Annotated in this window: 12 protein-coding genes; 5 read left to right on the top strand and 7 right to left on the bottom strand. The window is 53.6% G+C overall.

The annotated features are described in order from the left end of the window. Positions 1–471: 471 nt before the first annotated feature. From ABWV64_RS15885 to ABWV64_RS15875, 3 genes are all read left to right on the top strand, one after another. Complete coding sequence (locus ABWV64_RS15885; protein ID WP_353347061.1) at positions 472–2,355, top strand: serine hydrolase; 1,884 nt, start codon at positions 472–474, stop codon at positions 2,353–2,355. 207 nt (positions 2,356–2,562) lie between these two features. Next, positions 2,563–3,573 carry a serine hydrolase domain-containing protein gene (locus ABWV64_RS15880; RefSeq protein ID WP_353347059.1) on the top strand — a complete coding sequence of 337 codons (1,011 nt, stop codon included), beginning with the start codon at positions 2,563–2,565 and terminating at the stop codon, positions 3,571–3,573. A 34-nt stretch (positions 3,574–3,607) separates the two neighbouring features. Next, positions 3,608–4,813, top strand: coding sequence for a helix-turn-helix domain-containing protein (locus ABWV64_RS15875; protein WP_353347057.1), 1,206 nt, complete (start codon positions 3,608–3,610; stop codon positions 4,811–4,813). Positions 4,814–4,971: 158 nt separating this feature from the next. Here ABWV64_RS15875 and ABWV64_RS15870 read toward each other — a convergent pair whose 3' ends face one another. After that, the gene (locus ABWV64_RS15870; RefSeq protein WP_353347055.1) at positions 4,972–5,199 is read right to left on the bottom strand and encodes a hypothetical protein; all 228 of its coding nucleotides are present in this window, start codon (positions 5,197–5,199) and stop codon (positions 4,972–4,974) included. Between the two features lie 875 nt (positions 5,200–6,074). Here ABWV64_RS15870 and ABWV64_RS15865 point away from each other — a divergent pair. Beyond that, positions 6,075–6,629, top strand: a complete 555-nt coding sequence (locus ABWV64_RS15865; RefSeq protein ID WP_353347053.1) for a metallophosphoesterase — start codon at positions 6,075–6,077, stop codon at positions 6,627–6,629. A gap of 114 nt (positions 6,630–6,743) precedes the next feature. Here ABWV64_RS15865 and ABWV64_RS15860 read toward each other — a convergent pair whose 3' ends face one another. Then, positions 6,744–7,352 carry an OsmC family protein gene (locus tag ABWV64_RS15860; protein WP_353347051.1) on the bottom strand — a complete coding sequence of 203 codons (609 nt, stop codon included), beginning with the start codon at positions 7,350–7,352 and terminating at the stop codon, positions 6,744–6,746. After that, on the bottom strand, positions 7,349–8,092 hold the full coding sequence (gene mddA, locus ABWV64_RS15855) for a methanethiol S-methyltransferase (protein WP_353347049.1): 744 nt from the start codon (positions 8,090–8,092) through the stop codon (positions 7,349–7,351). Before mddA ends, ABWV64_RS15860 begins: the two co-directional genes overlap by 4 nt. Positions 8,093–8,242: 150 nt before the next feature. Between mddA and ABWV64_RS15850 the strand changes: the two genes are divergently transcribed. Beyond that, the gene (locus ABWV64_RS15850; protein ID WP_353347047.1) at positions 8,243–8,947 is read left to right on the top strand and encodes a winged helix-turn-helix transcriptional regulator; all 705 of its coding nucleotides are present in this window, start codon (positions 8,243–8,245) and stop codon (positions 8,945–8,947) included. A 190-nt stretch (positions 8,948–9,137) separates the two neighbouring features. Here ABWV64_RS15850 and ABWV64_RS15845 read toward each other — a convergent pair whose 3' ends face one another. From ABWV64_RS15845 to ABWV64_RS15830, 4 genes are all read right to left on the bottom strand, one after another. Next, positions 9,138–9,770 (bottom strand): tyrosine-type recombinase/integrase, encoded by a 633-nt coding sequence (locus tag ABWV64_RS15845; RefSeq protein WP_353347045.1) that lies wholly within the window; start codon positions 9,768–9,770, stop codon positions 9,138–9,140. Between the two features lie 196 nt (positions 9,771–9,966). Beyond that, a complete protein-coding gene (locus tag ABWV64_RS15840; protein ID WP_353347043.1) occupies positions 9,967–10,884 on the bottom strand; it encodes a polysaccharide deacetylase family protein in 918 nt (305 codons plus the stop codon). Positions 10,885–11,047: 163 nt separating this feature from the next. Next, positions 11,048–11,461 (bottom strand): HIT family protein, encoded by a 414-nt coding sequence (locus tag ABWV64_RS15835; protein WP_353347041.1) that lies wholly within the window; start codon positions 11,459–11,461, stop codon positions 11,048–11,050. A gap of 621 nt (positions 11,462–12,082) precedes the next feature. Further along, complete coding sequence (locus ABWV64_RS15830; RefSeq protein WP_353347039.1) at positions 12,083–12,388, bottom strand: hypothetical protein; 306 nt, start codon at positions 12,386–12,388, stop codon at positions 12,083–12,085. Between the last annotated feature and the right edge of the window lie 293 nt (positions 12,389–12,681).

The following is a 12,681-nucleotide window of genomic DNA, read 5'->3' as shown; positions in this document are numbered from 1 at the left end:
ACACTACCGTCATCCCTTGCCCTTGCAGAACTTCAACCTGCCGAAGCTTCGATACGATATCTTCAGGTTTCTCTCGTTTCCCAGCCATAACTGATCCTCCAATTTACGGGACATTCTATCCCAGTTGGTGGACCACTTTCAGGGGGCTATTCCATCACTTTCAAATGAAGTCTACCCCGATAGCAACGGCGCAGCTTGGAAAGGCCGTGGCATTCAGCCCGAATGGGGGATGAGTGCATTGCCAGACAGTAACCAGACTGAAGGCCAGTGGACAGCAATTCAGAAGCTATTGGGCCGAATCTAAGTCAGTGAATCCGGGGAAGGCGCAGTTGGACGGACGTCGCCGTCCAACCCATCAGGGTGAGATGTAGTCCCTGTCCTATTGGGCAGGGACAGACGCTTAAACTTGGATCTCTGGCTTAAAGGCGGGGCGACGGCACATCGGAGTGCCTCGCAACCTTGGAGATTCATGTGACCCAATTCGACCCTACCGCAATCAGTGGCGGCGTATCTGAAATCATCAACAGCTATGATGGCCCGGCCCCTGCTCTCATCTTTGAGGCGTACCGAGACGGGGTTTCCGTCAGTGCAGCGACTGGCACTGTCGGGCGCGATGACCCGACATTGGCAACCACCGACGACAAGTTCGAGATCGGCTCGCAAACGAAAATGATGACCACAACTGTCCTGCTTCAGTTGGTGGATGAGGGGCACTTTTCGCTTGATGACCGCTTGGCGGACGCCATGGACGTGAGCGCGTTGTCATGGATGCCAAACATTGGAGAGGTGACCCTAAGACAGCTGATGACCCACAAATCAGGGATACCTGATTACCGGAACGAGGCTGAAGTCCAGCAGGGCATGGTGGAGTTGCTGAGCCAAGACCCGCCCCAGCCCATTGGCATCGAAGAGTTTCTACAGCTTTTTGAGGCGACCAATCTGCCCGCGAATTTCGAACCGGGCACCGAATTCAGCTACACCAATACCGGTTTTACGCTTTTGGGACTCTTGATCGAGGACACAACCGGGAATTCCCTGGCTGATGAATTCCAGACGCGCATTTTCGATCCTGTCGGCATGAGTTCCACCAGCCTGCCGGAGTTCGAGCTTCCTGACGGTGTCCTCAAGTCATACTTGGAGGTGAACGGCGAGGTTCTCGATGTCACAGATTTGCCAATCGCGGAACTCGGCGAAGGCGGTGGCATCTCGACAACCGGTGACATGATCCGGTTCATGAAAGCTCTGGTCATTGACGGCACCTTGGTTCCCGAAAGCCAAATGAGGGATTTGTACGAGTTTTTTTCGCCCGAGCCGGATTCAGACGACAGTGAGATCATCGGCCATCAGGGTGGAACTGACGGAACGATCTCCCAGACGCTGGTTCACTTGCCATCGGGCACGATCCTCTCCGCGAGTGAAACGATGCGATATGGCCAGACCGGACTGAGCGATGAAGTGTTCGAGGCAATCGAACAATTGATGCAGAATCCGGCATGGACGGCCGATTATGCCGATGACGGGGGCATTGCCTTCGCAGCATCTGCGGCGGACTTCAACGTCAGCGAGGTGGTCGGGACAGATGGCGCGGCTGAAACGCTTCTTTCCATCGATGGCGTCACGCTGACCCGCGACGGCGCACTCTCAGAGCTCGACACGAACAAACTCAGCTTCGAAGACGGATCGGTCCTCTTTGTGGCCGATGCGTCAGGTTCCAACTTCAACGTCCTAAAAGACGCCAGGCATGCCGCCGCTGCTGACAATCAGCTTGTCGGATCATTGGGCGATGACCGCCTGATTGGCGGTAGGGGAGATGACAAGATTTCAGGCGGTGACGGTAATGACGATCTGATCGGACGGCGCGGAGATGACGAGATGTCCGGCGGCGATGGAGATGACAACCTTGCGGGGAACCGTGGGGACGACCAGCTTTCGGGCGACAACGGTGACGATAACATCTCCGGTGGTCGAGGAGACGACTGGCTCGACGGTGGCAGAGGAGATGACTTTCTGCGCGGCGGGCATGGCGATGATCGTCTCTCAGGAGGTACAGGCGACGATATCCTGCGTGGCGGGCATGGCAATGACACTTTGGAGGGTGGCGAAGGCAGCGACGTACTGATTGGTGGGCGTGGTGCCGACACCTTTGTGTTTGGCACGAACAGTGGCGATGATGTGATCCGGAGCTTTGAGGCAGGAAAAGACCAGATCGATCTAACGATACTCAATCTAGCGTTCAATGACCTTCAGATTTCTGAAAGCAGTGGCGGACGCAGTTTTGAAGTCCAGTTCGACGATGCAAACCTCGTAATCAACACCTTGCACGGGGAACTGACAGAGGCTGATTTCCTGTTCTAAGTTGAATTCGCCGCAGGCTGGTCAACTCCAGCCGCTGAAAATCTCTCGTCTTTCCCGCGACAGTCAACGTTTCGGGAAGGGCCACCCCAAAGCGTTGTCCAAGCGTCCAAACCTATAGGCACAGGCGACATCGGATGGGTTGAGGTCCACTCTTGTCTCGAATGGCCAGAAATCCTGGCCAAAACCGGAGGCAAGAAGATCAAACCCATGAACCGACGAACCTTTAGTGCATTGAGCTTGGCGGCGGCATTTTCAGCGATACCACGCCAGTCTTTGGCACAAAACGCACTGTCAGAAGCGGCGGGTTATCAATTGGCCGCAATCAACGACGGCATATTGACTGAGCGACACGGAGGCATGGCCCGCGCTGGAATCGCTGTAAATGACGAAACGCTGTTTCAGGTGGCGTCATGCTCGAAGACCGTAACATCGCTCGCCGTATTGACCTTGGTCCGTGATGGACGCCTCGCGCTCAACGGACGTGTGAACCAATTGATGAGGCGCTGGCAGCTGCCGGGCTTGCGCGGTGACACAGCCACTGTTGCCGCGTTGATGTCCCACACTGCGGGCACGTCCGTCCACGGGTTCAAGGGATACGGTCCGTCCGAAGATTTACCTAATCTGCTTGAAATCCTTGGTGGTAAGTTGCCGGCGAATTCCGGCGTGGTCCGGGCAAGACCTCGGCTGTCTGGCGGGTTCAGGTATAGCGGCGGCGGAACGATGGTGTTGCAAGCGCTGATCGAAGATATCACCGGCGAGTCTTTCTCGACCTACACCTCAAGAACGGTCCTTCGTCCCATCGGCGCGTCTGCTGCAACCTTCGCGATCACGCCGCAGGCAACCTTTGCTCACGGTTCCTATGAAAGCGGACAGCCTTTGGAAGGCGGGTACAGACGCCACCCCGAGAGTGCAGCCGCCGGACTTTGGGCAACGGCTGCTGACTTGGCCAAAATTCTCCAAGCGGTGCTCGACTCCTTGCGCCACCGACGCGGCGCACTTTTGCCGTTTGAGTTGGCCAAACTTATGATTACGCCCGTAAGTGGGCAATCCGGATTAGGTATATTCGTTGAACCCGGTCGGGTCATTTGGCACGAAGGACGCAATTTTGGGTTTGATGCAGTCATGGCCGCCGATCTTGCAACAAGGCGCATCCGCGTCGCAGTTGCGAACCGAAACGGTGCTATAGAAGGCTACGCGCCAGAGCTACTGCCCGGCTAAGTCGCGGAAAGGCATCTCTGAGGAGAGTGAAATTATGGAAAGCATTCTGATCGAGATGACTGCTCTGGGCTCCGTCGCAATCGCAACATTTGGTGCGTTGTTTTGTTTGATGCAAACACGGCCCTCGCGTGTTCGCAGGAGTTTCGCGATTTTTCTCGCAGCAATTGCAGTGAACAATCTTCCAGAATCCTTCACCCAAGTTTTGGCATCGTTGCCAAGCAGCTATACATCTGTTGCGGGCGTGGTCACGTGGCCCAGCTCCTTTCTTCTTGCGCCTCTGTTCTGGCTGTACGTGCTCTTCCTAACATCGGCGGAAGACCAGACGCCGACGCGGCTCATTCGACACTTTGCCTTGCCAGCCGCGTCATTGGCTGTCGCGATTGTGGTGCTTTTCTCGCCGGCAAGCCTGCGCGATACACTGTTTTCAAATGATCCCGAGTTAAACTCTGAGTGGGCGATAACACTCGCCTCCATTGTAGCGCTGGTTCAGCTCGCCGTCTTACCGCAAATCGCCCTCTACCTCGTCTTGATATTGCGTCGTCTTTCCAGGTTCCGGCTCAAGTTGCGCGACTACTATTCCAGCACAGAAAAACACGAGCTGCGTTGGATATACATCATTGGCGTATTGGGCTTCTCATTCTGGCTTGCGACGACACTCTTGTCGCTCGGTGCCTTAGGGTTCGAAGCAGCCACGTCCTCAATTACCGTGCTGGGAAGTCTCGTCGGCTTCGCTCTCGTCAGCGCATTGACCCTTTGGGGGATACGCCAACGTCCTCCTTTGGCCCCCGACCATGACGATGACCCCGCGCCACCCAATGCGCAGCCAGCCGGGAAGTATGAGAAATCGGCTTTGAGCTCGGAAGCATCTGAGCGTTTGAGCCGCAAACTTCGCAAAGCAATGGAAGTCGATCACTTGCACCGGGATGCCAACCTGTCACTCTGGGCGTTGGCAAAGCACATTGGCGCATCTTCAAACTACATCTCTCAAACATTGAACGAGGTGATCGGTGAGAGCTTCTTTGACTTTGTAAACAGCTACCGGATCGCGGAGGCCAAATCTTTGCTCTCGACCACAGACGACTCCGTTTTGAACATCACATACGATGTCGGCTTCAACGCCCGGTCCTCGTTTTACAACGCTTTCAAAAAGCATACTGGGCAAACGCCTACGAGTTATCGAAAAAAGATGTCTCAGCGTGATGGGATGGACGACATCAAGGGCCAGTTGAACGACACCTGATCCGTCAAGACTGATCAGGACAACCCAAACTGAACCACCACTTACGAATACCTCAAACAAAGAGGCTATGGCTTCGCGAATTTCTCGCAAAGGTCTCGGCCTCGTTCACCTCCCGCGCCCTTTCGAACGGCACGGGACCAAAAAGATGAGAAAGAAATTCAATGAATAGATACGTCATTTTTGCTGTGCTTGCTTTGAGCGCGTGCGACTCTCCTGCGGAAATTGAAGCCAGCCGACAACTTGATGCCGCCTGTTTGAACGGGAACATACAGGCCTGCGCTGCCGTTCAGGCGAGAGTTGATGCTCGAAATCAAACTCTTGCCACAACAGCCGCTGGTTTTTGAGTAACTTGATGGTGTCGCCGCGCTGTTGCGAAGCATGTTCATGGCACACTAGTCCGGCTCCGCAGGTTCTGCCCGGTTCAAGCCATCAGAACCTGCAACAAGCTGTTCTTTCCTTTCACTCGATTCACAACTCAAGAGATGGGAGCCCGCTATGAGACGGACTACTGGCGCACTGGTTGGGCTATTGATTGGTTCGGTTGTAGGCTGGTTAGGCTTTGGCACCGTGACCGGCACCATGGGGTTGGGAGCTGCCGTAGCCGCAAGCGTTTTTGGGTTATTGTCCGCCTTTGATGGCGAATACTAGAACGACCAAAGACAAGTCGTTCTAAACAAGGATCGGCAACGTCGCGCGCTTCGACCGACCGAACGATATCCGAACCAAACGCGTTTGAAGTTGGCTTTGCAACAGCTGCCCCCAGGAGTTCGATGTTACCAAAAAGACCTCGTTTCTCGATTAGGCTTTCACGCACTTTCGCCGAGGTCCGCAAACTGAATTTTATGGCCATTCGTGCCGTTTGCAGCATGTGTAATTCTGGGCTCAAGGCTGCCGGTCTCTGCGGTATGATCCAACGTCCGCAAGGGCGACAAGCTCGCGATTGCCTGACTCTAATCGACAGTGGCGCCTGCTTCAAATGCCGAGATTTGTGGTCGAATGGCAGTTCTATGGGGTGCGAAATGGCAATAACTCGAACAGTGCCGTATTTTCGGTGAATTGAAACCAAGGGCTTACGAACTTGAAATGGCAATATTATGGGGCAATCCACAGTTTTGTGGATGCCCCTATAGTCTTGCCATTTTGACCCTGAAAACTGCCATTCTGGTCTGATAAAACTGCCATCGTCCATTTTAGCTTGCTGGAACGCAATTTCTTTCCTAGCCCGAAGGGGCTTGGGTACTCAGAGTTGGACACGAACAGAATGGCGCATTGGTATACGGCGGATACCCACTTTGGGCATGAAAATATTATCACGTTCTGCAATAGGCCTTTCGCTAATACCGACGACATGGATGCCACCATGCTCAAGAACCTTGCGGACCGTGTGGGACCAGATGACGATCTGTGGATCATCGGCGACTTCGCCTTTGGTCGAAAGGCAAAGGATGTCCCGTTTCTGAACGAGGTCTTCAACCAACTACCTGGAGCGCGCAAGCACCTGATCACTGGCAACCACGATTTCCAGCCCACGCTGGAACTTGGCTGGGATACTGTGTCGCCATTCATCGAATTGCGTGACGGGCCACAGAAGCAACTTAATACCCTGTGCCACTACCCGATGATTACGTGGAACCATGCAAGACGCGGGGCACTACAGTTCTTTGGGCATGTCCATGACAACTGGAAAGGGTCATCAAACTCGATAAATGTCGGGGTCGATGTTTGGGACTTCATGCCGGTCAGATACGACGATATCGCATTGAGAGCGGCAAGTTTGCCCATCAATGCACATTGGAATGAGGTCGAACCGTCGTAGAGGGCGGGCAGCAGAAATTCAATGCGCCCTACGCACAGGTCCGCCATGCGGGACAAACCTGCCGTTCAATTATCAAACCCAAGGGTCCGATGTTGAGGTGTCCATATCCTGTTCTCAGCCTGTCCCCAGTTCGCCAAGATCACCAAAGCTGCGTTCAATTTCCACGGTTGGTGGAACGCGCAAGGTTTGCAGGATAACGCAGCTTCGCTCTGCTGCATCGATCAGCGCGTTTAGATGCGGCGTTGACATGTCACACTCTGTTTCCAGATCAACCTTCATGAGCGCAGTTTGAAACCCGACGGGCACATTGTCGCCTGTCATCAATGCTCCGCGAACGTCAGCACCTAAGCTGACCTGCACTTTAAGGTGGCTCAGTTCAATACCCTTGAGATTGGCAATCATCCGGATGGCCGTATCAAGGCAGCTGGCCAAAGCTGCGGCCAGAATTTCGCCGGGGCATGGAAAATCGCTTTCGCCACCTACAGCCTTGTGGACGGATATTGGGATGTCCACTGGGATGCCTTCGCCGCAAACCACATGCCCGTGGAGCGGATGGCTTGCGGGAGCTTGGGCATCAACGGTTTTTGCGTGATCATACACCCATGCAGCGTCAGGTGTGCCATGATACCGTTCTCGCAAAGGGAGTTGCCGGTCGAGAATGCTGTGTGGTTTTGTATCTGTGAAAGACTGAATGTGGCGCAGATGTTTGGGGTCCAATGTCATTTTGCTGCCCCCCGCCCAATACTGGGAATAAACGCCGGAACCGCGTTTTGATAGGCGATGTAATCATCACCGATCTGGGCAATCAGGTCCTTTTCTTCGAGACGTAGCACGGCGATGACGATGTACCCTGTCGTCACCAACGTAAACAAAAGATGCCCGGCGGTCATGGTCGGCGCGGCCCAAAAGGCGATCAGAAATCCGGTCATGATGGGATGGCGCACCAGTCGATAAAGCCCGACTTTCATGAAGCCCAGTTGGACGGTTTGGCGCTTTTTTAGATTTGCGTAAATTTGTTTCAGGCCAAACAGATCAAAATGGTCAATCATGAAGGTTGAGGTCAGAACGACCAGCCAGCCGATCCAAAACAGAACGGTCAATGCTGTGCCGGGGACCGTGTTGCTGACATCCCATAGGACCGCCGGAAGCGGTTGCCAGAACACGAAAATCAAGATCAGGGCAACGCATGTCGTAAAAATATACGTGCTGCGTTCCGCAGCTTGGGGAATAATTTTGGTCCAGACACGTTTGAATGCTGGACGCGCCATGATGCTGTGCTGAAGAGCAAAGACGGACAGCAACACCAGATTGATCACCAGCGAAGCAACAATTGGTCCTTTCGGGCCGGAATCGATAGATTTTGGCACCAGCACATTCCCGACAAACCCGATGGAATAGAGGAAGGTGACCAGAAAAATGACGTAGACGGCGATGCCGTAGATAAATGTAATTGAGCGGCCCATACCAAACCCCTTTCAATGGGAAAACACCCGAAAGACCGAGCTTGGTCGTATGGTGCGCGCGGCCTGCATCGGGGGATACTTCGCAATCCGTACTAAACCGCTACACAATCCGTAGTAGTCACGCGGCCTTGGTCGCTGTAGGCATTGTTAATGGACAGCAACACAAAAAACATATCGGGCAGCTTATGTCCGGCGATGGCCTCTGCCGACATCTTGGGGGACAAATGGACGCTGCTACTACTGCGCGAAATGTTTCTGGGCACGACGCGCTTTGGCGGTTTTCAAAAAGCGATCCCGCGTATGTCTCCTTCGATCCTGAGTAAACGGCTCAAAACATTGGAAGCGGCAGAGATCATCATCCGCAAATCCGCGCTGACCAGCCAAGCTGCGGACTACAAGCTGACGCGCTCGGGGCGTGAGCTTGGACCAATCGTTGAAAACATGGCCATATGGGGAATGCGGTGGCGCAAACGCAGTATCGCGGCGCAGGATTGTGATGTTGGTGGCTTCATGTGGGATTTCCATCGCACACTGAATACCGATGGCTTGCCGGACGGGGAAACGGTGATCCTTGTGCAAATTTCCGACCGTACCGATCTTAGTATGTGGTGGGTCATTGCAAATAGTGAAACCGTTGATCTTTGCCCCACAGACCCTGGTCATGACGTCGACTTGTACCTCACAGCCACGCTCGCGAACCTAGTAGCGCTTTGGTTGGGGGACGTGGACGTCCGCGAGGCCGTTGAAGCCAAGACAGTCTTTTTGGATGGGCCAAGGCATCTGGTAAATACAGCACAGGACTGGATGGCCCAGTCCCCTTTGGTTGGGGTGAAGCCTGCCTCGTCGGGTAGATGACCTTTGAAGGTGGAACCCTCGTTCATCTTGTCGTTTTTGTTGGCTGGAAGCCCGTAGGAGACTACAAAACCAACTATCGCGGCCGTTCATGCAAGAGGCAGCCTCTGTCATTCTGGACTCGAAGTAGGCCTTCGCTGCGAAGGCCATAAAGGTCAGCTAAGGGCCGTCTGTTACGACGGCCCAAAGGCATTCAGATTTCTATCGCCTCTGCAATGGTCAGCGCATCTTCGAGTTCAACGCCGAGATAGCGAACCGTGCTATCCATTTTCGTATGGCCCAACAAAAGCTGAACCGCGCGAAGGTTGCCGGTCTTGCCATATATCTGCGCCACCTTGGTCCGTCGCATGGAGTGGGTGCCATATGCGCTCGGCTCTAGGCCGATTGAAGTCACCCATTCACGCACCAGACGAGCGTATTGCCTCGTAGAAATATGAAGGCGCTCATGGAAGCGGCCCGGCCACAAATGTTCAGATCCGATCATCAAGGGCTCCTCCAGCCAAGCCGCGACAGCCTTTCGTGTTCCCTCGGTGATTTCGAAGCTAACGGGCTTACGCGTCTTGCTCTGGACGATGGAAGCGCGGTGCTTGACCTGTCCGGCAGCATAGACGTCTGCGACCTTCAGTTTTACTAGGTCGCAGCCCCGCAACTTGCTGTCGATGGCAAGATTAAATAGCGCCAGCTCTCGGATTTTCTGCGCGATCTCAAGGCGAACCCGGATCGCCCATACATGTTTTGGCGCAAGCGGTCGCTTCTGTCCGACGATCCGCCCCTTGTTCCAAGCTGGGCGACATGCACGAATTGCTGGCAGGTTTGTCGTTGTCATAGTGGTTACTCCTCGCCACCACGCCCACCACGTCCTCGGCAGCTTGCCGATACCCGATCATACCACACTCGCCGCGCTAACGGGGGGCAAGTTGAATGAAGCGTGCGCACAGCAGAGTGTCCGCTTAGAGCCCGGAGTCACCGATGCTGCGCCTTAAACCAATGGCTGGTCTGGGTAGGGCGAGCGACTGCTCTACTTAATTTCGCTTCCCGCCAAGCACTCTTTCAATCTGAGACAGCCCACGCGGTCCTGCATAAATGTCCGGGCGAGAATAAAGAGGATGCATCATTGCTTCTTCAACAGGAATGAAAGACCAGCCTTGCTCGTTATACCAATCAAGAAGTGTCCCAAAGTGATCTGCATTGATCCGATTGAGGTGTATGAGCAGGATATGATCAACATCACCACCGAGTTCTTCAATCGCTAGACTTTGGAAGAATGCTGTGCGCTCCCGCATGTGGCCCAAATAGTTCTGTGCTATGATCGCAGCTGCTTCGTCATTGCCGTCTTCGAGCGCTGCAACATAGTCGGCATTGAACTGCCACTCATCGTTATCAATGGTTACTGGGACATTTTGATACCCAAGCTCCGATAGGGCTTCCGTCGCTGCGGCCTTCGATGCTTCGGTCTCCCCTTCACGCAAGAACGGAAAACGATAAAACCGTTGCTCATCAATCCACTGCTGCAACACTTCGTCAGTCCGACGTGTTTCTTCGAAAAATGCATCGCGTGTCAGCGTTCCATAATCAGGATGTGACCAGCTATGATTTCCAATTGTGTGGCCAGCATCTGCGAAAGCTTGTAGCGCAGGAAGTGATTGTGGATTGATTTGTTGCCCCACTGCAAAGCCAGTTGCGACAATACCATGCTCTCGCAGAACAGCCGTGATTTGATTGGTGTATCTCAAGCCGTCTTTTGGGCTGGTCCGCGATGGCATGACGTAAGGAAGATCATCAATGGTAATGGCGACACGTGAGGGTGCTGTTGTGACATCTGAAGCAGCGACCAGCTCTGGGTTTGTGGCGGGGCTTTGCACACACGAGGCAAGTGCAAAGCCGAGCACTCCTACCATCAACGCTCCGGAAAAAAGACAAAATAGTTTGCTGCGCAACATCTCTAATACCTGCTCAAATTCAATTATTTTGACAGGATCATAACGGCGTGAGTTGATCGAGGCCAGTGATCAGAAATAAGCAAGCGGTCATTGGCGCAAGTGCAGCGAAGGTCGGGAAAGTCCGCGAAGCGGGCTTTCGCTGCGGTAGCGGCAGTGTCTGGACTCAGACCGACGTAGCGGGTGGCAAGCGCTTTCGTATCTCGTTAGCAAGCGCTGCGCGTTCGAGTGCAGGCACCGTTGCTGTGTTCCAAGAGAGCTTCACGTCGTCGTCCTTCCAACGCGGCTTCACATGCAAATGCAGATGGAAAACATCCTGACCAGCTGCATGCCCATCCGAAAGAACTAGGTTTATTCCGTCACACCCGGTTGCAAGATGTAGTGCGCTCGCAACGCGTTTGGCACTCTGAAAAATTTCCGCGCCCGTCTCATCATCAACGTCTTTAAGGCTTGCAAGATGGCGCAACGGAACAATGAGAGGATGACCCTCAAGCGACAGTAAGACCGCGGTGCGATCACCTTGAAAAAGGAGATGGCCAGGAAGGTCGCCAGCAAGGATTGAACAAAAGACACAAGTCATGCTGCATCTTGGCATTTTAGACAACGGCAAGCGAGCGTAATCAGGCAAGCCAAATCAAAAGCTGACACTCGTTCACGGCGCAGCATCAGGTAGAATGGGCTCTTTCAAGCAGTTCGCTGCAAGATGTATGAACGTCTGCTATTGAGACGACGCGCAGGGATAGTGCTTTGTGACCGCAGAATGCAGCCGGAAGTGAATTTGCACTCGATAGAAGCCGACGAAGAGCATTTAGCAACGGACTGACTAGGGTAAATCATTTCGATTTTTTTGGTCAAAGTACTGTGCCAATGTGATAGATGTACCTTGAAACAAAAGGCCTTTTTGCGTGTGGTTAGGTAATGTCAGATGGAACGTCACAATTGACTCATTGTTCTTCCTTTATTGCACAATGATTTGCCATTCATTGGAGCATAGTGCCGATATTCCGGCGGTTCTCGTCTATTGGGATCACCGAATTGCTGTAAGGATGCCATCTAGGTAGGTGCGAGATTTGAAGCTGGTCAGATCGGCCCAAAGACGACGTTGGTTTGATTGGTCAGCTCTGCATTGCAGCTTGCCAATAGCGGACATTGCGCGAGTCTTTGCACGCCGAACAGTGCATAGCTGATGGGCATTTTTTGTTCAGGATGGCTGCTCTTCGTGCCACGCCCTGATAGTTCGAGTAAGCTGCGACAGTGCAAAGCCACGGCTGGTTCTGATATCGAGCGCCTCAAAATCCTCCGCGAATTTGACGGTACTTTCTCCATCCAAGATGAATTCTATTCGACCGCTCGAGTAGTCGGCCTCATGATCGGAAACAACGACTCTCCACATCCCGAGAAATTCACCATCGCAGGTAACAACGTCACCTTGCGCCAGCTTTGGTTTGTATCCGCTGTCCAACCACTCATCGAGGCCAACAAAATTTATCGGGTAGATATAATCCATGTAGGGCAGGCTAGGCTGTTCAATGGTTTGCGCAAGCCGAAAAATACTGCACTAGGGATGTACGGCCCATTCCAGTCGTTGACCGGTGAAGCTCAATTCTGCAGTCGCAGCCCGCATAGCCGCCATTCGCGGCGCTCGCCAAATCACGGCGATAGCCGACACCGCCTTCAGAGTTGAAAACGCCCACCAAAACCGGCTAACTCGCGGAAACTCCAAACTACTTGGGAAATATCCGCTAAGCCTAGTATTTTTTGTTTCGCAGGATCGAACTTGCCTGCTACCTCTTTGAGGTA

The organism is Litorivita sp. NS0012-18, assembly GCF_040371945.1.
In the GTDB taxonomy this organism is placed as follows: domain Bacteria; phylum Pseudomonadota; class Alphaproteobacteria; order Rhodobacterales; family Rhodobacteraceae; genus Litorivita.
The sequence above is the reverse complement of the archived record's forward strand: the minus strand, read 5'-3'. Positions and strand labels throughout refer to the sequence as shown.

Bases quoted from the DNA above. Each gene is read 5' to 3' on its own strand.
- ABWV64_RS15840 (WP_353347043.1), bottom strand. From the start codon at position 10,884: ATGTTGCGCAGCAAACTATTTTGTCTTTTTTCCGGAGCGTTGATGGTA.
- ABWV64_RS15880 (WP_353347059.1), top strand. From the start codon at position 2,563: ATGAACCGACGAACCTTTAGTGCATTGAGCTTGGCGGCGGCATTTTCA.
- ABWV64_RS15830 (WP_353347039.1), bottom strand. From the start codon at position 12,388: ATGGATTATATCTACCCGATAAATTTTGTTGGCCTCGATGAGTGGTTG.
- ABWV64_RS15865 (WP_353347053.1), top strand. From the start codon at position 6,075: ATGGCGCATTGGTATACGGCGGATACCCACTTTGGGCATGAAAATATT.
- mddA (WP_353347049.1), bottom strand. From the start codon at position 8,092: ATGGGCCGCTCAATTACATTTATCTACGGCATCGCCGTCTACGTCATT.
- ABWV64_RS15850 (WP_353347047.1), top strand. From the start codon at position 8,243: ATGGACAGCAACACAAAAAACATATCGGGCAGCTTATGTCCGGCGATG.
- ABWV64_RS15860 (WP_353347051.1), bottom strand. From the start codon at position 7,352: ATGACATTGGACCCCAAACATCTGCGCCACATTCAGTCTTTCACAGAT.
- ABWV64_RS15845 (WP_353347045.1), bottom strand. From the start codon at position 9,770: ATGACAACGACAAACCTGCCAGCAATTCGTGCATGTCGCCCAGCTTGG.
- ABWV64_RS15835 (WP_353347041.1), bottom strand. From the start codon at position 11,461: ATGACTTGTGTCTTTTGTTCAATCCTTGCTGGCGACCTTCCTGGCCAT.
- ABWV64_RS15870 (WP_353347055.1), bottom strand. From the start codon at position 5,199: ATGAACATGCTTCGCAACAGCGCGGCGACACCATCAAGTTACTCAAAA.
- ABWV64_RS15875 (WP_353347057.1), top strand. From the start codon at position 3,608: ATGGAAAGCATTCTGATCGAGATGACTGCTCTGGGCTCCGTCGCAATC.